Source organism: Nocardia coffeae (assembly GCF_019890715.1).
GTDB lineage: Bacteria > Actinomycetota > Actinomycetes > Mycobacteriales > Mycobacteriaceae > Nocardia > Nocardia jiangxiensis.
Genome location: NZ_JAINZY010000008.1, coordinates 34,884 through 56,099 on the forward strand (window position 1 = coordinate 34,884; position 21,216 = coordinate 56,099).

At 68.3% G+C, this 21,216-nt stretch carries 18 protein-coding genes and 1 pseudogene; 13 read left to right on the forward strand and 6 right to left on the reverse strand.

Features of this window, described 5'->3' with window-relative positions; genetic code table 11:
- The first annotated feature begins 44 nt into the window (after positions 1–44).
- From K7711_RS26865 to K7711_RS26880, 5 genes and pseudogenes are all read left to right on the forward strand, one after another.
- Positions 45–506 carry a MarR family winged helix-turn-helix transcriptional regulator gene (locus K7711_RS26865; protein ID WP_222972247.1) on the forward strand — a complete coding sequence of 154 codons (462 nt, stop codon included), beginning with the start codon at positions 45–47 and terminating at the stop codon, positions 504–506.
- Positions 507–680: 174 nt separating this feature from the next.
- Positions 681–2,579 (forward strand): annotated as a pseudogene (locus K7711_RS47830) (MFS transporter); the annotation flags it as partial.
- Between the two features lie 6 nt (positions 2,580–2,585).
- Positions 2,586–3,110 carry an MSCRAMM family protein gene (locus K7711_RS49005; RefSeq protein WP_372460201.1) on the forward strand — a complete coding sequence of 175 codons (525 nt, stop codon included), beginning with the start codon at positions 2,586–2,588 and terminating at the stop codon, positions 3,108–3,110.
- Positions 3,111–3,359: 249 nt separating this feature from the next.
- Positions 3,360–3,872 carry an SRPBCC family protein gene (locus K7711_RS26875; RefSeq protein ID WP_222972249.1) on the forward strand — a complete coding sequence of 171 codons (513 nt, stop codon included), beginning with the start codon at positions 3,360–3,362 and terminating at the stop codon, positions 3,870–3,872.
- Positions 3,869–4,906: an LLM class flavin-dependent oxidoreductase gene (locus K7711_RS26880; RefSeq protein WP_222972250.1), complete on the forward strand. Its 1,038-nt coding sequence runs from the start codon at positions 3,869–3,871 to the stop codon at positions 4,904–4,906. The genes K7711_RS26875 and K7711_RS26880 overlap by 4 nt, the downstream gene beginning before the upstream one ends.
- A 36-nt stretch (positions 4,907–4,942) precedes the next feature.
- Here K7711_RS26880 and K7711_RS26885 read toward each other — a convergent pair whose 3' ends face one another.
- The 3 genes from K7711_RS26885 to K7711_RS26895 all read right to left on the reverse strand — a co-directional run bounded on the left by K7711_RS26885 (position 4,943) and on the right by K7711_RS26895 (position 8,373).
- On the reverse strand, positions 4,943–6,118 hold the full coding sequence (locus K7711_RS26885) for a damage-control phosphatase ARMT1 family protein (protein WP_222972251.1): 1,176 nt from the start codon (positions 6,116–6,118) through the stop codon (positions 4,943–4,945).
- Between the two features lie 353 nt (positions 6,119–6,471).
- A complete protein-coding gene (locus K7711_RS26890; protein WP_235747857.1) occupies positions 6,472–7,905 on the reverse strand; it encodes an MFS transporter in 1,434 nt (477 codons plus the stop codon).
- A gap of 12 nt (positions 7,906–7,917) precedes the next feature.
- The gene (locus K7711_RS26895; RefSeq protein WP_222972252.1) at positions 7,918–8,373 is read right to left on the reverse strand and encodes a MarR family winged helix-turn-helix transcriptional regulator; all 456 of its coding nucleotides are present in this window, start codon (positions 8,371–8,373) and stop codon (positions 7,918–7,920) included.
- A gap of 139 nt (positions 8,374–8,512) precedes the next feature.
- Between K7711_RS26895 and K7711_RS26900 the strand changes: the two genes are divergently transcribed.
- The 7 genes from K7711_RS26900 (at position 8,513) to ald (ending at position 16,063) form a co-directional block, all read left to right on the forward strand.
- Complete coding sequence (locus K7711_RS26900; protein ID WP_222972508.1) at positions 8,513–9,013, forward strand: Lrp/AsnC family transcriptional regulator; 501 nt, start codon at positions 8,513–8,515, stop codon at positions 9,011–9,013.
- A gap of 129 nt (positions 9,014–9,142) precedes the next feature.
- Positions 9,143–9,907 (forward strand): GntR family transcriptional regulator, encoded by a 765-nt coding sequence (locus K7711_RS26905; RefSeq protein WP_222972253.1) that lies wholly within the window; start codon positions 9,143–9,145, stop codon positions 9,905–9,907.
- 60 nt (positions 9,908–9,967) lie between these two features.
- On the forward strand, positions 9,968–10,780 hold the full coding sequence (locus K7711_RS26910) for a thioesterase family protein (RefSeq protein WP_222972254.1): 813 nt from the start codon (positions 9,968–9,970) through the stop codon (positions 10,778–10,780).
- A gap of 78 nt (positions 10,781–10,858) precedes the next feature.
- On the forward strand, positions 10,859–11,803 hold the full coding sequence (gene sigJ, locus K7711_RS26915) for an RNA polymerase sigma factor SigJ (protein ID WP_222972509.1): 945 nt from the start codon (positions 10,859–10,861) through the stop codon (positions 11,801–11,803).
- A 78-nt stretch (positions 11,804–11,881) separates the two neighbouring features.
- Positions 11,882–13,075, forward strand: coding sequence for an NAD(P)/FAD-dependent oxidoreductase (locus K7711_RS26920; protein ID WP_222972255.1), 1,194 nt, complete (start codon positions 11,882–11,884; stop codon positions 13,073–13,075).
- A 162-nt stretch (positions 13,076–13,237) separates the two neighbouring features.
- Entirely contained in the window at positions 13,238–14,734 is a 1,497-nt protein-coding gene (locus K7711_RS26925; protein WP_222972256.1) for an MFS transporter, read from the forward strand.
- A gap of 219 nt (positions 14,735–14,953) precedes the next feature.
- Positions 14,954–16,063: an alanine dehydrogenase gene (gene ald, locus K7711_RS26930; RefSeq protein ID WP_222972257.1), complete on the forward strand. Its 1,110-nt coding sequence runs from the start codon at positions 14,954–14,956 to the stop codon at positions 16,061–16,063.
- Positions 16,064–16,085: 22 nt separating this feature from the next.
- Here the strand turns inward: ald and K7711_RS26935 are convergent, their stop codons facing one another.
- Positions 16,086–16,442, reverse strand: coding sequence for a hypothetical protein (locus K7711_RS26935; RefSeq protein ID WP_222972258.1), 357 nt, complete (start codon positions 16,440–16,442; stop codon positions 16,086–16,088).
- 212 nt (positions 16,443–16,654) lie between these two features.
- On the opposite strand from K7711_RS26935, the gene K7711_RS26940 reads away from it, so the two are divergent.
- Entirely contained in the window at positions 16,655–18,682 is a 2,028-nt protein-coding gene (locus K7711_RS26940; RefSeq protein ID WP_308014963.1) for a glycosyltransferase family 39 protein, read from the forward strand.
- Positions 18,683–18,732: 50 nt separating this feature from the next.
- Here K7711_RS26940 and K7711_RS26945 read toward each other — a convergent pair whose 3' ends face one another.
- Complete coding sequence (locus tag K7711_RS26945) at positions 18,733–20,178, reverse strand: carboxylesterase/lipase family protein (protein ID WP_222972259.1); 1,446 nt, start codon at positions 20,176–20,178, stop codon at positions 18,733–18,735.
- Between the two features lie 204 nt (positions 20,179–20,382).
- Entirely contained in the window at positions 20,383–21,060 is a 678-nt protein-coding gene (locus K7711_RS26950) for a DUF8020 domain-containing protein (protein WP_222972260.1), read from the reverse strand.
- Between the last annotated feature and the right edge of the window lie 156 nt (positions 21,061–21,216).

Sequence of the window (21,216 nt, forward strand, 5' to 3'; positions counted from 1 at the left end):
AATAAACATAGGTAGCCTATATAGGCATGTGATACACACGACATATGAGCACGTCGCACCCCGATGAGGACCTGGGCGAGATGGCCTCGACCCTGATCGAGGTGTCCGCAATGCTGGTGCGGCAGTTGCCGAGTCGGCAACAGATCAGCCTGACGACGATCTCCACCCTCGGCCGGTTGGATCGGCATGGCCCACAGCGGCTCACGGCGCTGGCCGCCGCAGAGGGCGTCGCCCAGCCGTCGATGACTCAGCTGGTGCACAAACTCGAGGCAGGCGGGCTGGTCGAGCGCCGGCCCGACCCGCAGGACGGGCGCGGATGCCTCGTCGAGGTCACCGAGGCCGGTCGCCGGATCCTCGCCGAGCGGCGGCGCGAGCGCCGTGACTGGCTCGCCGAGCGCTTGGCCGCGCTCCCCGACCGGGAGCGCGCGGAATTGGATGCGGCGATGCGGACCGCGCTGCCCATCGTGCGCCGGGCGGTACAACCCGGCGACGTGTTCGACAAGTAAGTGCGGCAGGGGTTTTCCCGAAAACCCCTGCCGGAGTTCGACGGACGGAACAGATCGATGGCTATCGAAGAACTGACCCGAGCCGCGGGCGAGGGGCCCGGGGGCCGCAGCACCTGGATCGGTGTCGACCATCCCCGCTACAAGTGGGTGGCCCTGACCAATACGACCCTCGGCATGCTCATCGCGACCGTCAACGCCTCGATCGTGCTGATCTCGCTACCGGGCATCTTCAACGGCATCCGCCTCGATCCACTGCAACCCGGCAACGTCAGCTACCTGCTGTGGGTGCTGATGGGGTACATGCTCGTCACCGCTGTGCTGGTCGTCGCACTGGGGCGGCTCGGTGACATGTGGGGGCGGGTGCGGATCTACAACGCCGGATTCGGCATCTTCACCGTCACCTCGGTGCTGTTGTCGCTGGATCCGCTGCACGGTGCGGGCGGGGCGCTGTGGCTGATCGGCTGGCGGCTGGTCCAAGCCGTCGGCGGCGCGATGCTGATGGCCAACTCCGCGGCCATCCTCACCGACGCGTTTCCGGCGCGTCAGCGTGGAATGGCGTTGGGCGTCAACATGGTTGCCGGAATCGCCGGATCGTTCGTCGGGCTGATCCTGGGCGGTGCGCTGGTGGCGTGGGACTGGCGCTCGGTGTTCTGGGTGAACGTGCCGATCGGCCTCATCGGCACCGTGTGGGCATATCGCTCGTTGCACGAGACGGGTGTGCGCACGCCGGGACGAATGGACTGGTGGGGCAATCTCACCTTCGCGATCGGGCTCACCGCGCTGCTGGCCGGAATCACCTACGGCATTCAGCCCTACGGCGGACACACCATGGGCTGGACGAATCCGTGGGTGCTGGCGGGGCTGATCGGCGGCGCGGTGATGCTCGTGGTGTTCTGCATCGTGGAGATAAAGGTCGCCGAGCCGATGTTCCCGCTGCGACTGTTCCGCAACGCCGAATTCGCCGGTGGTAACGCGGCCACGCTGCTGAGCGCGATCGCCCGGGGCGGACTGCAGTTCATGCTGATCATCTGGCTGCAGGGCATCTGGCTGCCGCTGCACGGATACGACTACGCGGACACACCGCTGTGGGCCGGAATCTATCTGCTGCCGCTGACGTGCGGATTCCTCGTCGCCGGACCGATCGCCGGACATTTGTCGGACCGGTTCGGCGCACGAGGGTTCGCCGCTTCGGGATTCGTGGTGATGGCGCTGTCCTTCGGCGGAATGCTGGCGCTGCCAACCGATTTCGCCTACTGGGTGTTCGCGCTGCTGGTGTTCGTGAACGGGCTGGGCAGCGGGCTGTTCGCCGCGCCGAACACCGCGATCATCATGTCCAACGTGCCGGCCGCGGCCCGGGGTGCGGCCTCGGGTATGCGCGCGACGTTCCAGAACGCGGGCATGGTGCTGTCGATGGGCGTGTTCTTCTCGCTGATGATCGCCGGGCTCGCCGGATCGATGCCGCACACGCTGTTCACCGGGCTCACCGATCAGGGTGTGCCCGCCGCGGCGGCCCGATCGATCTCGGCGTTGCCGCCGGTGGGTGTGCTGTTCGCAGCATTCCTGGGCTACAACCCGATCGAGCATCTGCTGGGGCCGGACATTCTGAATCACCTGCCCGCGGGCAATGCCGCCACGTTGACCGGACGGCAGTTCTTCCCGCATCTGGTCTCACAGCCGTTCCACGACGGGCTGGTCGTGGTGTTCTCGATGGCGATCGCGATGTCGGTGGTCGCGGCGGTCGCTTCGCTCGTGCGCAGCCGTGGGCCGGTTGCGGTCACCGACGGTGACGAGTACACCGAATCCCGCGACGTCGCCGAACACTCCGCGACCGGTGACGGCAGCGTGCCCGGTATCGGCGGACGGGTCACCGATGCGGACGGCCGGGCGGTGGCCGACGCGGCGCTCACCCTGATCGATCATCGTGGGCATCAGCACGGCCGCGCCTGTTCGCGGGCCGACGGCGGATTCGCACTGCTCTTGCCGCCGCCCGGACAGTACGTGTTGATCACCGCGGCCGATACCCGCAGGCCACATGCCACGCCGCTGTCCATCGGCACGCAACCGGTCGTGCACGATGTGGTGCTGGCCGGTGGTGCGAGCCTGTCCGGCCGGGTTCTGGCACCCGGCGACACGGCGGTGCCGCTGGCCACCATCGTGGTCATCGACGGCCGCGGCGAGGTCGTCGGGACCACCACGACCGATGTGCACGGCAACTTTGCGGTTCCCGGGCTGTTCGCCGGGACGTTCACGCTCACCGCACACGCTCCCGGGTTCCGGCCCACGGCCGCGCCGGTCGTGGTGGGCGCCGAGGACAGGGTGTGCTGCGATCTCGCGCTCGCCCATGCGGCCGCGATCTCCGGCATGGTCCGGCACGACCACAGTGATATGCCCATCCCGGGTGCCCGCATCACGCTCCTGGCCGCCGACGGGACCGTGGTCGCCGCGACCGTCTCCGATGCGTCGGGCGGCTACACGCTCGCGGATCTGATCCCCGGTGACTACACACTGTGCGCCAGCGGGCATCTGCCGGTCTCGGCAGTGGTCACGCTCAACGGCGCGGGTGATCCGAAACTCGACCTGCATTTCGATGTCCCGTCCCGGTGACGGGCAGCTCTCCGAACGTCGAAATACGTTCTCGCAGTGCGGAATTGCACTGAATGCAGTTCCGCATCGATGGCAGGGTCGCGTCATGTGCCACCCGACGCGTCCAGGTCTCGGGCGGCGGGATCAGCTGATTCGAGACCGGTCGCGCCCTGACTCGCACAGCGACCCCGCTTCGCTCCGCAGTTCGCTTGACATCCATAGTTCAACTACGAGACTATGCAGCTCAGCGGATGATACGGAGGTGTTCCCATGGAGTGGACGGGCGCGAAGTACGCGGACGGCCCGACAGCCGAGGTCGAGATCTGGATCGACGCCCCACCGCAGCGGGTCTGGGAGATCGTCTCCGACATCACGCTGATGCCGCAGTTCAGCGATGAACTCCAGGCCGCGAACTGGCTGGGCGACGCGACCGGCCCGGCGGTCGGCAACACGTTCCTCGGCAGCAACAGCCATCCGGCACTCGGTGAATGGCAGACCACCTCGCACGTCGTGCAATGCGATGCGCCGAACACCTTCGCCTGGGCGGTGAACGATCCGGAGAACCCGACCGCCACATGGCGTTTCACGCTCGAGCCGCGGGACGGCGGCACCGCGCTGCGGGAGTGGATGCGGTTGGGCCCGGCCCGGTCGGGGCTGTCGCTGGCCATCGATCGGATGCCGGACAAGGAGGAGAAGATCGTGTTCGTCCGGATGCGTGAATTCGAATCGGCGATGACCGGCACGGTCGAGGCGATCAAGGCACTGGTGGAACAGGCGCGATGAGAACCGCGACGACCGTCGAGATCTCCGACAACACCCGCGAGACCATGGATTTCGTCCTCGAGGCGGAGAAACTCGGCCTGGACGTGTGCTGGGTGGCCGAGGCGTGGGGGTCCGACGCGCCGTCCGTGCTGGGTTATCTGGCGGCCCGCACCGATCGGATCACATTGGGCTCGGGCATCATTCAGCTCGGCACCCGCACTCCGGTAGCCATCGGGCAGGCGGCGCTGACCCTGGCCGATCTGTCCGGGGGACGATTCCTGCTCGGACTGGGCGCGTCGGGTCCGCAGGTCATCGAGGGATTGCACGGGGTGCGGTTCGATCACCCGCTGACCCGGATGCGCGAGACCGTGGAGATTCTGCGGCAGGTGTTCGCGGGTGAGAAGATCTCCTACTCCGGCAAGCACTTCCGGATTCCGCTGCCCGGTGAGGCCCGGCCGATGCGACTGTCCAAGGCCGCGAATCCGGACATCCCGATCTACCTGGCCACCCTCTCCCCCAGAATGCTCGAACTGACCGGCGAGATCGCCGACGGCTGGCTCGGCACGAGCTTCGTTCCCGAGGGTGCGCACGCTTACTTCGACCATCTCGACGCGGGACTCACCGCCGCCGGACGCACCCGCGGCGATCTGGACATCTGCCAGGGCGCAGAGGTCGCGCTGTTCGACGACGCCGATCGACTGCACGCGCACATCGGCACCCGGAAACTGGAACTCGCGTTCAGCATCGGCGGAATGGGCAGTGCGGGCACCAATTTCTACAACGCCGCCTACGGCCGCCAGGGCTGGTCGCAGGTCACCGGCGAGATCCGGGAGCGGTGGCAGGCCGGCGACCGCGAGGGTGCGGCCGGACTGGTCAGCGACGAGATGGTCCTGGCCACGACGCTGATCGGCACCGAGGAGATGGTGCGTGAACGGCTCCGCGTCTGGCGCGACGCGGGCGTGGACACCGTGCGCCTGTATCCCGCCGGGGAGACCGTGCGGGACAAGCTCATCACCTTGGGCCGAGCGCTCGAGCTGGTCGCCGAGGTGGGCTGAGCGGCTGACTGCAGTGGGCTCAGCAGTGTGCCGCCTTCACATGTCACCCGTAGTCCGGGGCCGGGCGTACTGGATGACCGCGTAGTCGCCGCTGGTGCGCCAGGACGGGTCGGCGGCGTCGAGTTCGGCGGCGCGGCCCTCGGGCAGGCCCGTCGCGACATCGCATTTCAGGGTGCGCAGCGCGGTCACCGGGGAGGGGAAGTAGTCGGCCAGGTCGGCGAAGGGTGTGGTCGGCGGCCAGTAACGATCGCCGACCAGGCGGCGGTAGTTCAGGTCGCCCTTGAGGATCGTCATCGCGGCAGTGGACAGCTCGGCCGTCAGGTCGGCCGGTAGGTCGTGGTATGTCAGTGGGGCGCAGAAGAATTCGTGCGTGCGCGGGAGGAGTCGATCCTCGCTCATCGCCTGCCACAGCCGCTGTCCGATGCGCTGCGCCTGCGGTTCGGCCGCCGTGCGCAGCAACCGCAGGACGGCCAGCAGATCGTGCAGGGTGGCGTCGGAGACATAGTAGGGCTGCGGCTTGAGGTAGAGCACGATCCGAGCCGCCCGGCCCGTGCTGAGCAGGTGGTCGGCCAGGACCAGATCGGGCAGCAGTTCGCGACCGGCGTTGTCCGCGATCAGGCAGACCGTCGCATCGTTCGCGCCGTCCAGCGCCGACCACAGCTGGGCGCTGTCGTCCGCCAGCAGACCGCTGCGGGTACCCGGACCCGCGGTGAGCCGGAATCCGAGATCGGCCTGATTACCCCACAGGGCCGAGCGCAGCAGCGCGTCGCGGGCGGCGTCACCGGGCGCGGTCGAGATGTCCGCCAGGGCCGCGAGTTCGGCGGCGACCTGCGGGGTGTCCAGTTCGGCGTACTTCTTGGGCGCGAACGGATCGACCCCGGCCCATGCTCCGGGCCCGAAATAGCCGACCGCCTCCAGCAGGCGGCGGTAGAAATAGCTCTCCGCCCACAGGAACGACGCCTCACGCCATGGACGCCCCCACAGATCCCGGCCCCAGGCCAGCCAGTGCGGCAGATCGGACGCTGCGGTGTGGAGCTGTTCGATCACCCCGTCGCGACTCTCGTCCAGCAGGCGAAGCAGGGCCGCACGCTGGGCGGGATCGTACGGGTGACCCGCGATGACCTGATCGATCAGGACGGGGTGTCGGTCGTGGAACACGCTGTGCGGGAACGTGCCCGGAACTCCGGCGAGAATCGGCGGCGCGGCGGTCATGCTCCGATCCTGTCGTATCGATGCGAGTGTCGCGAAGGCGGCCCTAGGACAATGTCGATCCGTTGGCTACCAATCAGCACACTAGGGCCACCGAACTCTCCTGCCTGAGTCTCCCGAACCTGGATGCCGGGCCGGATGGTGGCGGGGAAATCTCCGCGCAGCACCATACCTCGTGCCGGATAATCCGATTACGTCCGAAAGCTACTGAGGGCAAGCAGAATTGGACTTCGAAGAGATCGCGCCGAATCCCTGCGACGCAGGTGATCCGGCGCGGAAGCGGGCCGCGGGGGCAATCGCGGCCCGCCTTCTCGAACTGTCTCGTTCATCGAGACACTGGCGAGCTTAGCGAGCCTTCAGCTATTTCGTGGCGTTTCGCGGGTTCCCGCCGTGCCGACCCGGCCGAGCGACCGATCCAGCACGGTGACCACGAGCAACACACCCGAGATGACCAGGACGAACAGGCCCAGATCGTGCAGTCCGGCGGTATTCGCGGTCGCGGGGAAGAATGCGCCGTTGGCACTGGAGGCGATGAGCGCGCCGAGATACATGAACGTCCGCAGCAACCCGGCCGAGGAACCCATCCGGGTCGGATCGGCCTGGTGGTACACCGCGTTCTGGTTGGCCAGGCCGAGCAATCCCTGCGGCACGCCGACCACCAGCGCGAGCCCGAGCAGCAGCCACATCGCGGTCGAATCGTGCGTCATCAGCAACAGCGCACCACTGATCAACTGGACGACCGCCCCGACGACGAGCTTGCCGCGAATCCGCGGGCGACGACCGGTCGTGGTCGAGACGACGATCGCGGTCACGAAGGTGGGCAGCAGCACCAGCCCGGCCGCCGAGGCGCTCAGACCACGGCCGTCCTCCAGCCACTGCGTGAAGCCGTAGAGATAGCAGTAGGTGACCGTGGCCGCCAGAACCGATCGCGCATAGGTGGCGACCAGCGGGATGTTGCCGCCGAGCACGCGCAGATCGATGAACGGCTCCGCGGTCCGCAACTCCCGCACCACCAGCGCGACGGCACAGACGCCGCTGATCGCGAGGAGATACAGGTCCGACAGGTGCGGGGTCATCACGAACAGCAGCAGCGAGACCAGCATGCCGGCGAAGGCCACGATCCCGACGAAGTCGATCCGGGACAGCGATTTCGGATCGTCCTGCCGCACAGCCGCATTCGGGAACCGCAGCCAGCCCAGCACGAATCCCGCGACCGCCAGCGGAATGTTCACCGCCAGGGTGGTGCGCCAGCCGCCGATCCCGATCAGCACCCCGCCCAGGGACGGACCGATCACCGAGATCGTCTGATTCGCCACGGCCAGCAGGGTCAGAATGCCGCCGGGACTGTCCTTGCCACTGCGTTCGGATTCGCTGCGCAACAGATACATGGCCGACGGATAGCCCGCGCAGGTGCCGAAGCCCAGGATCACCCGCGCGAGGATCAGCACACCCAGATTCGGCGCGAATGCGCCCAGCACACCGGCGATTCCGGTCAGCGCGGTACCGGCCAGGAACAGCCGCCGTGGACCGTACAGGTCCACCAGACGTCCCACGACCGGCTGTCCGACGGCCGTGGCCAGATACAGCGCGGAGATCAGCCAGGCCGTCTGCGCCGGAGGTGCACCGAAGGCGCGGCCGATCGGCACCAGCGATACCGCGATGATCGAGGAGTTGATCGGATTCAGGATCGACCCCAGGACCATCGGGGCGATCAGCTTGCGGTCGAATCCGTCGTCATCGCGGCGAATGCGGCGCAACGGCGCCGCCACACGTTCCATTACTGCGGTCAAGGGCCCACCTCGTCACGGATCGAGCTGGATCAGCCGTTCCAGCAGGGCCATCGCCTCGAGGACGGTCATCCGCTCGGATTCGGTGAAGTTGTCCTCCAGTTGCCTGGCCAGCCACTCCTGCCCGCTCCGGGATCGATCGTCGAAGATTGCGCGGCCGGCGGGACTCAGCGACACCAGCTGTTTGCGGCCGTCCTGCGGATCGGGGCGGCGTTGGATCAGACCCCGCTCGTCGAGTACGGCGAGGGTGGCGGCCATCGATTGCGGGCGCACCCGCTCGGCCGCGGCCAGCTCGCTGGCCGATGCGTCACCCTGTTTACCCAACCGGCTCAGCACCGCGGTCTGCGTCGGGGTGAGCTCGCGGTTGTCCGCCAGCTCGTGCAGCCGGCGGCGGAGGCGGCCGACCACGGTCCGCAGCTCGCGCGAGGCGCGCACGGAGGATTCGGAGACATCTCCGGGGGTCTGGTCCATAACTTCTACGTTAGACTAAACAGTTCAGACTGTCCAGTTTGGCCTGTGTAGTTGACCGATGATGTGCGGAAGCCAGGTACATCGAACAATATTTCGCTGAACACAGATGTGCCGAATGATCTTCTATAAGGTCTGCGATATGCGCAAGACCGCTCAACCACCTGCTCCACGTCCGGCACGCACACCCGCCGCACTCGACGACGTCGACCGCATCCTGCTCGACGAACTGGCCCGTGACGGCCGGATCACCAACCACGCGCTGGCCGCCGCGGCCGGGATCGCCCCGTCGACCTGCCTGGGCCGAGTCCGCTCACTGGTCGAACGCGGCGTCATCCGCGGCTTCCACGCCGATATCGATCCGGTGGCGCTGGGCCGCAGCCTGCAGGCGATGATCGCGGTGCGGGTGCAGGCCGGAGCGCGACCGCACCTGGCCGAATTCGGCGAGCAGCTCGCCGCGCTGGACGAGGTGATCGACGTGTACTTCATCGCCGGAGCCGACGACTACCTCGTGCACGTGGCCACCGCCGACACCGAGGGGCTGCGCCGGTTCGTCCTGGAACATCTCAGCGCCCGCCCGGCGGTGGCGAGCACCGAGACGATCCTGATCTTCGAGCACGTGCGCCCGCGCGCCCGAAGCTGATCGCCGTCGCGGCCGAGCCGGTCGCGCTCGAAAGCTCTGTCCGGCGGCCCGGGTCAGGACGACTTAGACTGTCCCGGACACGGAACGGATGGTTGGGGCGGGGAATATCGCGGAAGGGCTGAGAGGCCGATGGGAGCGCGGACGGTAGTCGCCGATGTCGCCGACGAATTGGCGCGCCGGGTGGCCTCGGGCCGGTACGCGCCGGGCGGTCTGATGCCGTCGGTGCGCGGCGTGGCCGAGGAGTTCGGCATGAATCGCGCTACGGCACAACTGATTCTGGGCCGCCTCGAATCGTACGGATTCGTGCACGCGCGCCGCGGCAAGGGGTTCACCATCCGCGATGTGCGCGAAGAGGGCGGAGTCGAGGTGTACCGCAGGCTGTTCCGCCTGTCCATGCCCACGCCCGAGCTGGCGATCGCGATGTTCGGTGACATCGTCGCGATGGAACGGCAGATCCTGTTCGACGCGCTGCTGTCCTACACCGCGACCCGGCAGCGGATCGATCGCAGAATCCTCGAGCGCGATATCGACACCCTGGAATCACTTGCGCGCGAAGCGGATCCGAATCCCGCCCGAATGCTCGCCGCGGAGGTCGCGCTGGTGCGCCGCCTGCTGGGCGCGCTGGGTCACACGATGCAGCGCGCGGTGCTCAACAGCATCGGCGAGATGATCGCCGAGGTGCCCGAGGCGGTCGCGGCGTACTACGCCGTCGGGCCGGAACCGCACGTGCTGGCCTGGCGGGCGCTGGCCGCGGTGTGGGAGGCGGGGTCCTCGCCCTCCCCCGCGCAGATCGAGCAGTTCGAGAGTCTGTTCGGCGCCTTCCACGAGCGGGTGGTCGACCGGTTCGCCGAACTGGTCACCGGCCCGCCCGAATCGGTCAGCGGCGCGGCCTGATCGGTCCGAGTACCGCAGGCGGCGATCGGCGGCCGAAACCGGGATCGTAGGTTGGGACGGGTGAGCGAGACGACCGGATCCCAGGACAGCTATTTCGTGCGCGTCGGCGAGCACCGCTTCGTGCCCACCCCGCACGCCGGTGGCGCATGGGCGCAGGACGAGCAGCACTTCAGCCCGCTGGGCGGGCTCGTCGTGCACGAGATCGAGCGGTTCCGGGCGAGCGAACAACGTCCGCCGCTGGCGATGAGCCGCATCGGTTTCGACATCCTGGGCCGGATCGCGGTCGCGGAGTTCGAGATCGCCGTGCGGACCATCCGGCCCGGCCGCACCATCGAACTGGTCGAGGCGACGGTCACCATCGGCGGTCGCGCAACCGTGACCGCCCGCGCCTGGTACATGCAGTCCCAGGACACCGCCGCGGTCGCCGGTGGTGAACCCGATCGGCTCCCGGCGCCCGAGGAGCTGGCCTCGTGGCCGCTCACCTCGGTGTGGCCGGGCGGCTACATCGCCTCGCTGGACATCCGGCCCGTCGCGCGGCCGCGCCCAGGGCGCACGACCGCGTGGGTCGGCACATCGCTGCCCCTGGTGGCCGGTGAATCCGCCGGGCCGCTGGCCGGTTTCGTCGCGCTCGTGGACACCGCCAACGGCATCGCCGTGCGGCAGGAACCGACGAAGTGGATGTTCCCGAACCTCGATCTGACCATCCACTTCTACCGGCAGCCCGAAGGTTCGTGGACCGGCCTGGACACCTCGGTCGTCTTCGGTGACACCGGGCAGGGCCTGACGAGTACGGTCCTGCATGACGTGCACGGACCGGTCGGACAGGCGCAGCAGACCCTCACTGTCCGCCCGCAGCCGCCCAGCGAGTCGTAACACCCTGTCCGACGGCGTGATTCACCACTCATGAGGACCCCGGAGACGGACACCGCCGCCCGGGGCGACAATCGAGTGATGCTGCTCGGTTCGCACGAGGTCGACCTGTTCGAAGACGCCCGCGCCCGCCTCGAGGCCATCGCCTATCGTCTGCTGGGCTCGGCGAACGATGCCGAGGACGCGGTCCAGGACACCTTCCTGCGCTGGCAGGCCGCCGACCGGGAGCAGGTCCGCACACCCGAGGCATGGCTGACCAGGGTGCTGACCAATCTGTGTCTCAACCACCTCACCTCCGCTCGGGCCCGGCGCGAGACCTATGTCGGGCAGTGGCTGCCCGAGCCGGTGCTGACCGGTGATCGCATGCTCGGCCCCGCCGACACGCTCGAACAGCGCGAGTCGGTGTCCATGGCCGTGCTCATGCTGCTCGAGCGCCTCTCCCCGCACGAGCGCGCGGTGTACGTGCTGCGCGAGGCGTTCGGCTATTCGCATGCCGAGATCGCGGAGATCGTGAACCTCAGCGAGCCGAACTGCCAGCAGATCTACCGACGCGCGAAGCAGCATCTGAGCACCGGGCACTCGCGCACCGAGGTCGATCGGGCCACGGCCCACCGGATCGCCGCGGAATTCCTCGCCGCCACCGCGGGCGGTGAGATCGAACCGCTGGTCGGACTGCTCACCGCCGACGCGACCGGGATCGCCGACGGCGGCGGAGTGCTGCCCGCGCGACGCACACCGATCGGCGGTGCGCTGGCGGTGGCGCGGTATCTGCGCGGACTGTTCCGGCCCAGCGAGCACAAACGCGGCTGGGTGGGCGGGTCCCCGGCACTGTACGCCGGGGTCGTAAACGGCGATCCGGCGATTCTGGCGCAGGTCGACGGCCGTCTCGTCGGGGTGATCATGCTGGAGCAGACCCCCGACGGGATCACCGCGGTGCACATCCACGCCAATCCCGGCAAGCTCGATCGCCTTTCCCGGGCCTGGGCCACGGCCGAGCACGACGAGCCGCTGCTCGAGGCATGGTGACCACCGTCACAGTCGATATCTGTCAGTAAACGGCTCGCTGTCCGGTTCAAGTGTCGAACCCCGAGACAGGAGTCAGAGATGAAACACCGCATCGTCGTCCTCGGAGCCGGATACGCCGGAGCCAATGCGGCCGCGCGCCTGGCCAGTCGACTGCATCCCACCGACGTCGAGATCACCGTCGTCAATGCCGATCCCGATTTCGTCGAACGGGTCCGGATGCATCAGCTCGCCGCCGGGCAGGAACTCGCGCACCGTCCGCTCGCCGAGATCTTCGCCGACACCGGCCTCGTCCTGCGCATCGCGCGGGTGGAGTCGGTGGACGCGGACAGCAAGTTCGTGCGCGCCCGCGACGAGCAGGGCGCGGAGTTCGAGATCGCCTACGACACACTGGTTTACGCGCTCGGCAGCACGGCCGCAGGCAACCGCGTTCCCGGTGTCGCCGAATACGCGCACACCGTCACCGACCCGCGTGCGGCCCTGCGGTTGCGCGATCGTCTGGCCGAACTCGAACCGGGTGCGGCGATCCTGGTCGTCGGCGGTGGTCTCACCGGCATCGAGGCGGCCACCGAGATCGCGGAGACCCGGCCGGATCTCGCGGTGACGCTCGCCGCGCGCACCGGCGTCGGCGAGGGGCTCGGCGACAAGGCCCGGAGGCATCTGAACGCCGTCTTCGATCGGCTGGGCATCGCCGTCCGGACGCACACCGAGATCACCCGGATCGATGCGACCACTGCGAGCACCAGCGACGACCAGGTCCTTCCCGCGGCGGTGACCGTGTGGACGGCGGGATTCACGGTCCATCCCATCGCGGCCGCGACGACGTTGACCGTCGACCCGACCGGACGGATCATGGTCGACCGGACGATGCGTTCGCTCTCGCACCCCGACGTGTACGCCGTCGGCGATGCCGCGCTCGCCGACGGCCCCGGCGACGATCCGTTCCGGATGTCCTGTGCCTCGGGCATCCCGATGGCCTGGCAGGCGGCCGACTCGATCGCGGCCCGGCTCACCGATCGCCGGGTTCCGCGAGTGCCGATCTTCTATGTCGCCCAATGCATCAGCCTCGGCCGCCACGACGCCGTCCTGCAGTTCGTCACCGCCGACGATCGCGCCAGGAACTTCTCGATCACGGGTCGACGGGCCGCGCGCTACAAGGAACTCATCTGCAAGGGCGCGGCCGCGATCGCCGCGCACCCCGCCGCCGTGGCCCCGATCGGACGTCACCGTCGCCTCACCGCGGCCACACCCGAAATCCTCACGGCCACTTCGTGAGAGGTGGTTCGGCTGCGCCCGCGGGCACCTGATTTCCTACCGGCCGGAAGGAGCTGGGAAACTCGGTGCCCACGGCGCGGCTCGGACCGTTAGCCTGTGCCGGTGGAGCGCATCGACAATGCCCCGGGTACCGCGAAACGGCCGGGGATTGCACTGGCAGCGGTGACTGCCGTTCTGTTCGTCACCTTCCTCGACACCACCGTCGTGAGCGTCGCCCTGGGCGATATCCGGCACGAGCTCAGCACCGATGTGATGCTGCTGCAGTGGGTGGTCAACGCCTACACGTTGGTGTTCGCCGGGCTCATGCTGGCGGGTGGATCATTCGGCGACCGGTGGGGACGCAAGCGGGTCATGATCGCCGGACTGGTGATCTTCTGCGCCGGATCGGTCGTGGCCGCGATGGCCGACAGTGTGCCGGTGCTGATCGCCGGACGCGCGATCATGGGTCTGGGCGCCGCGGCCTCGGAGCCGGGCACGCTGTCGGTGCTGCGGCACATCTATCCGGACGAGCGCAAACGCGCCCGCGCGCTGGGCGTGTGGGCGGCGGTGTCCGGGCTGGCGCTGGCCGCCGGACCGGTTCTGGGCGGTGTGCTGGTGCACGCGTACGGATGGCGTTCGATCTTCTGGTTCAACCTGATCATCGGCGCGGTGGCGCTGCTGGCGGCGCTGTGGTCGGTTCCCGAGAGCGCCGACCCGAATCCCGGACCGATCGACTGGGCCGGAATCGTACTCGGCGCACTGTTTCTCGGTGCGGTCATCTACGCCGCCACATCCGGTGAGGATCACGGCTACACCGCACCGTCGGTGATCGCGCTGTTCGTCCTGGGCGCCATCGCGTTCGCCGGATTCGTCGTCGTGGAGACGCGAGCGCGCGCACCCATGCTCGACTTCCGCTATCTGCGGCTGCCCGCGGTGCGTGGTGCGCTGGTGGTCGCCTTCGCGGTCTACTTCGGCGTCTTCTCGATCTTCTTCTTCACCGCGCTGTATCTGCAAGTGATGCAATCGTATTCGGGTTCGCGCACGGCCACGGTGTTCGCGCCGATGGCCGTGGCGATCATCGTCGGATCGCTCGCGGCGGGCGCGTGGGTCGGGCGATACGGTTCGCGCCTGGCCATGATCGTGGGCTGCGTGGTCGGCGCGGTCGGGATCCTGCTGACGCGGCAGGTCCTGGAGACCGCGCCGCCGCACGATCTGCCGCTGGCCTCGGCGATGGCGGTGGCCGGACTCGGATTCGGCATCGCGGTGGTACCGCTGACCTCGGCCGTGCTGTCCGGTGTCCCGGCCGAGCATTCGGGTATGGCCGCGGCGGTGACCAATACGATGCGCCAGGTCGGTTCGGCGGTCGGCGTCGCGGTGCTCGGGTCCCTGGTGAACGCTTATCTCACCGGCGATCTGCGGGACAAGATGAATGCCGAGGGCCTGCCCGCGGAACTGCAGCCCAATGCGATCGACGCCGTCGAGCGCGGGCGCATCCCGCACGGCGTCGACATCACCCCGTATCTGAAATATCTGTCGAAGGTCTCCGAGGCGATCAACACCGGCAAGACGGCTTTCCACCACGGCCTGGATATCGCTCTGCTCGTCTCGGCGATCCTGATCCTGGTCGCGGCCGCGTACACCGCGGTCGACGGAGCGCGCAGTCGCAAGCGCGACGCCTGACCCGGCTCGTCCCACGGCGATTCGGTACTGCGGCGAACAGCCGAAGATGCTTCGACCGACAGAGTCTTACCGGACCAATCTCTGATGATTTGGATCGTTAACCGAGTCAATACAGAATTAACTTCGGTGATATAGCCATCATCACGCAGAATCTTCATACTCGCTATCGATAGCGCGACGCAGCCCCGCGTCGCGCCCCACCGAGAGCGAGGAGCGTAGATGAAGATCGGAATCCCCCGTGAGGTGAAGAACCACGAGTACCGGGTCGCGTGCACCCCGGCGGGGGTCCGCGAGCTGGTCGCCCACGGGCACGAGGTGTACCTCGAGACCGGCGCCGGAATCGGATCGGCCTTCGAGGACGACGCGTACACCCTCGCCGGTGCGCGCGTGCTGGACTCCGCCGACGCGGTCTGGGCGACCGCGGAACTGATCCTGAAGGTGAAAGAGCCGGTGGCCCAGGAATATTCGCGCATGCGCGCGGATCAGGTGCTGTTCACCTATCTGCATCTGGCCGCGTCGGTGGAATGCACCGACGCGCTGCTGGCCGCCGGAACCACCGCCATCGCCTACGAGACCGTCACCGGCCGGGACGGTGCACTGCCGCTGCTGGCGCCGATGAGCGAGGTCGCCGGTCGACTCGCACCCCAGGCGGGCGCCTACCACCTGATGCGCAGCGGCGGCGGACGCGGTGTGCTGATGGGCGGGGTCCCCGGCACCCGGCCCGCGAAGGTGACCGTCATCGGCGCCGGCGTCGCCGGACGCAATGCCACCGAGATCGCCGTCGGCATGCGCGCCGAGGTCACCGTGCTGGACGTGAACATCGCTCCGCTGCGCGAACTCGACGCGCACTACCGCGGCCGGGTGCGCACCATCGTCTCCAATGCGCAGGAGGTCGAGCATGCGGTGAGCGAGGCAGATCTGGTCATCGGCGCGGTGCTGGTCCCCGGCGCGAAGGCGCCGACCCTCGTGTCCAACGAACTCGTGGCACAGATGAAACCCGGTGCGGTCCTGGTGGATATCGCCATCGATCAGGGCGGTTGCTTCGCCGATTCCCGGCCGACCACACACGACGACCCCACATATCGGGTGCACGACGCGGTGTTCTACTGCGTGGCGAACATGCCCGGCGCGGTGCCGTACACCTCGACCGTCGCCCTCACCAATGCCACCCTGCCGTACGTGATCTCACTCGCCGACCGCGGCTGGCAGGAGGCTCTGGCCGCCGACCCGGGCCTGGCCGCCGGGCTCAGCACGCACGGCGGGGAACTGCTGTCCGAATCGGTGGCCGCGGCACACGGTTACACCGCTCGCGCCAAGGCCCTGGCCTAGCTCACCGTCGGCACGGTCCCGCTCAGGCGCAGCGGACGTGGAAGGCAGCCTGCGGGGACATTCCCGGCAGCGCGACGACCTGGGTCGTCGGATTACCGTCGAGGGAGCAGCCGGACGGGACGGCCGTGACCTTCACGCGGTAGCAGCCCAGCGGGACCGATGCCGTGCCGGTGCCCTTCGGACCGGTCGTCGCGGACGCCACCATCGAACCACCCGAACACGGCGTGAACGACGTCGACAACCCTGTCACCGGGAAGTTCGTGCCCAGGGTCGATGCCTGCACCCGGATCGTCACCTGCCCCGGGCCCTGTGCGGCAGCCAGGCCCGGGGTCAGTGCGAGTGCGGCCAGCGCGGACACGGTGAACAGGATGCGGCGCAACGGATCTCCTCCGACGATCGATCAAACGGCTTGTCGGCCAATATAGGTGGCCGAGCACCCGCGCCGCGACCGGATCGAATGTTCCACCGGCTGCCGTCACCTCGATCCGCCCAGGCACACCCCCGCGATCGACCACATCCTCCCGTGAATTTCACAGGCTCCTCACAGCTGCACGCCAGACTTCTCACCGATCTCCGGGACAGACTTGCGCGGTGACCGCGACCACTGCTGATACCGCCGTGTCCGAATCGACCTCTCCACCGCTCGCCGAGCAGAATCCGGCCCTCGGGCCCGCGCGTCGCTGGGAGCGGATCGCGCTGGTCGTGCTGCTGCTCGGCACCGCCGCGGCCTATCTGTGGAACATCACCGTCAACGGCATGGGCAACAACTTCTATGCCGCCTCGGCCTGGGCCGGTTCGCGCAGCTGGAAGGCACTGCTGTTCGGCTCGTTGGATCCGGGCAACTTCATCACAGTCGACAAACCGCCCGTCTCGCAGTGGGTGATGGGTCTGTCGGGGCAATTGTTCGGCTTCAGCAGCGCGAGCATGCTGATTCCCGAGGCGCTGATGGCCGTCGCGGCCGTCGCGCTGATGTACGGCGCGATCACCCGTGCCACCGACAGTCGCGGCGCGGGACTGCTCGCGGGTGCGATGCTCGCGGTGACGCCGGTCGTGGCGATGATGTTCCGGTTCAACAATCCCGATGCGGCGATGGTGCTGCTGATGACGGCAGCGGCGTACTGCACGATCCGCTCGCTGCGCGGGGCGAGTGTGCGCTGGCTGATGCTGGCCGGGGTCGCCCTCGGATTCGCGTTCCTGGCCAAGATGCTCGAGGGGCTGATGGTGTTGCCCGCACTCGGGCTGGCCTATCTGGTGGTCGCGCCGACCGGCCTGGGACGCCGGATCGGGCATCTGCTGGCCGCGGCGGTCGCGCTGATCGTCTCCTCGGGCTGGTATGTACTGCTGACGATCCTGTGGCCCGCCGATTCCCGGCCGTATCTGGCCGGGTCGACGAACAACACCTTCATGGATCTGGTCCTGGGGTACAACGGTTTCGCGCGTTATCTGGGCAAGAACCACATGGGCCGCAAGATGCTCGAGATGCCCGCCGGATACGAGTTCCCGCATTTCCACGGCGGCGGCCCGTTCGGCGGCGGGAACGGCGTGGAGCGACTGTTCACCGGCGAGATCGGCTTCGAGATCTCCTGGCTGCTGCCCGCGGCGATCCTGGCCTTCGTGCTCGTGCTGATCTCCCGCGGCCGTGCGCCCCGCACCGATCTGGTGCGCGGCGCGGCGCTGACCTTCGGGCTGTGGCTGCTCATCGACGGCGCGGCGTTCGCGGGGATGCAGGGCGGTATGCACGCCTACTACACCCTGGCCATCGCACCGGCCATCGCGGGAACCGTCGCGCTCGGCGTGCTGGAGATGTGGCGGCGACGCAGCAGCGTCCTGGGCCGATTGGGTTCGGCCGCTTTGATTCTCGCCGGTGGCGTGTGGGGATTCGTCCTGCTGCAACGTAATTCGGACTGGCAGCCGTGGTTGCGCTGGACGATCCTGGTGGTGACGATCCTCGCGGCCGCCGGGCTGGCACTCACCGGGGTCCCCGCACTGTCCCGCCGGACCCACCGGCGTGCCACGGCCGTGCTGGTCACCGCGGGGATGATCGCCGCGCTGGGCGGTTCGACCGCCTATGCCGCGGCCACCCTGCCGCAGGCGCACACCGGCGGCGGCCCCTCGGTCGGCCCGGCGCACAAGGACGAGATGCCCGCGGCATTCGCGCAGATGCGGCACGCGTTCGGCATGTTCATGGGCGGGGACGACTACCCGCCGCAGCTGATCGATCTGTTGCGGCACACCAACACCACCTGGTCCGCGGCCACCGAACGCTCCGGCCCGGCCGCCGGTCTGGAGCTGGCCAGCCACACCTCGGTCATCGCGATCGGCGGATTCACCTCCGAGGACCCGACGCCGACCCTGGGGCAATTCCAGGACCTGGTTCGCACCCACCAGCTCACCTACTACATCGCACCCGAGGTGAAACTGCCGGACTCGTGGCGGAAGAAGCCTGCTCACCCGGCGGCCGGGAAAGAGCCGAATCAGCCTGCCGCGCAGCAGGACCCCGATGCGGCGCTGTGGCATCCGGTGGGTAATGCCGACATCTTCAACTGGGTCGCGGCGCATTACGCACCACAGCGGATGGACGGCCTGGTGGTGTTCAACCTGTCGGCCGCACCGCACTGAGCGTCGTGGTGCCGCCCGTCATCCGGGCGGCACCAGGCCCCTCTCGGAGGTCAGAACTCGCGCATTTCGGGTTCGGGGCCCGGCAGCCACGGCTTCCACGGTTCGAGTCCGGGCCCGTTGGGTGAGCCGGTGGCCACGAATGCGGCCAGCGCGCCACCGAACTGGGCGGCCAGCGCGTGGTCTCGCGCGCCGACCGTGCCGAGCATCGGCGAGTTCGGATAGCTGTCGAACGTGCCGAACAGGTACGGCAGATCCGCGCAGTGTGCCGCACCCAGACCGAACGGGTCCGGCGAGGGCTCGCGTAGGAATCGATAGAGGTATGCCGGATTGCCCTGTGCGGCAAGTGCTTCGCCGAACACACTCAGATCGTCGCCGAACATGACCTCGCCCCCGACCGCAGTCAGCGCCTGCGCCGGACGGGCGCCGGGGTGCTCCGCGAGGTATTGCCGGTAGCGAGATTCACCGGCGTCCCCCGCGATCTCACCGACGAGCCGCACCGCCGCGTCGTCGGAGATCATCCCGATCATCGGGTTGAGCGCGAAGAACGAACCGAGTTCGTTCCCGGTCGCGCCGAGCAGCACATCCTTGCCGCGCAGTGCGCCGGCCGGGACCAGATCCCGCCATCCGGCCGACTGGATCGCACCGCCGAGCACCGGATACAGCGGCGGCGCGATCCGGCCCGGGACTGCGGTGTCGAGCATGAGCCGGGCGTACGCCTGCACGAGGTCCAGTACCGGCAGGGACCGCAGCCGGGGCGCCGGATCGGTGCCGTCGTCCGGAATACCCAGCAGCGCAAGATATTTCCCGGTCGTCGCGGTGGCCTCGTCCGGATCCTGCGGGCTCATCCCCCACGGTCCGGACTGCCCGATCACCCGGCGCACCGCGGAACCGGTGTCGGGGTCGGTCGCCAGCGCCATCGCCGAGAACGCACCCGCGGACTGCCCGCCGACGGTGATCAGGTCCGGGTCACCGCCGAAGGCGGCGATATTCTCGCGCACCCAGCGCAAGGCCGCGGCCTGATCCTGGGAGCCGAGATTTTCCGCGCCGGGCAGACGCAGATACCCCAGCGGTCCGAGCCGGTAGTTCGCGGTGACCACGATGATGTCGCCCAGTGCCGCCAGGCGTCCCCCGTCGTACCAGTCCCAGCCGCCGCTGCCGCTGGTGAATCCGCCGCCGTGGAACCACAGCAGCACCGCTCGCGGGGTATGCGACTCCCCCTGCGGAACCCACACGTCGACCGTCAGACAGCCGTCCTCGTCCCACCTCGGAATGCGCGCACCCATGACCGACTCAAGCCTGGACGGCCACTGCGGCACCGCAGGACCGGACCCGGCCGCATCGCGCACACCGGCCCACCCCGGATGCGGTCGCGGCGGCGCGAACCGCAGTTCCCGGACCGGTGAGGCCGCATACGGAATCCCGCGAAACGCATACGCCCCCACCGACTCCGCAACTCCGTACACCCGCCCGCCAGCGGTCTCGACGACAGTACTCACACCGTGTTCCCCGCGCGTCGCCCCTGCCTCATCCTGCCCACTCATGTCCATCGATCCTGCCAGACCATCCCGAGCTCGGCATCCGTGCGACTCGGTCGGAGCACACGATCGGACGATACTGTCGCGGCACAAGGTGCGGCATCGATGAAAAGAGCCGTCCCGGTGGGAGTTCCGGGACGGCTCGTCATTCGGGCGGGATACCAATCAGTAGCAGTACTCGTAGTCGTAGTTGCCGATGTAGTGGCATTCCTTGTGGTATTCCCACTGGTCGGGGACATCCGAGTTGGGGACCGAGGCTCCGGATATGCCGCCGATGATCAATCCGCCGATCACGCCGACGACGACCGCGGCGACGCCGATCGGGAACGCGATGGGAACAAGCACTCCGCCGGACAGGACGCCGAGCACGACGGCGACGAAGATCCCGGTCGCGATGCCGCCGAGGATGCCGGTGAGGGCGCCGAGCGCAGCCCCCGCGCTGGTACTGCGCTGGCGCGGCGAGGTGAGCTCCCAGTAGCCGATGTCCTTGGCGGAGACCTGCGCTACCAGGTGTGTCCGGTCGACGTGGGCGCCGAGGTCGAGGGTCCGGTCGCCCATGCTCAGGTGGAGCGGCAGTGCGGCGACCGGCGAACCGTCGCCCGCGACGATCGTCACCGTTCGGTCGTCCAGACGCAGGGTGCCGCCGGTGACGTCGAGTGCGACGGCGTTGCCGTCACGGCGCATCGAAAAGCCGACGCCGTGGTCGGTGCCGCTTGCGGTCACGGGCGAGATCAGCGTGGTGGGAGCTGCGGCGGACGCAGGGTCCGCGGCGGCCACGCTGTAGGTGATGGCTGTTGCCGCGATCGCGAGCATGGTGATCGCGGCGAACTTGGGGGTCCTCATCGGGAAATCTTTCCTTTCACAGTACAGAACCTAAGACTGTGCATCCCGAAAAGTGTTGGTGGATAGGGACTTTGGTCACACGACAAACCAGCTCCGGACGAGGATTACAATCCGAGTCCTCGATCTCCGGCCCGAGCGGCGAACATCGTTGGCGTT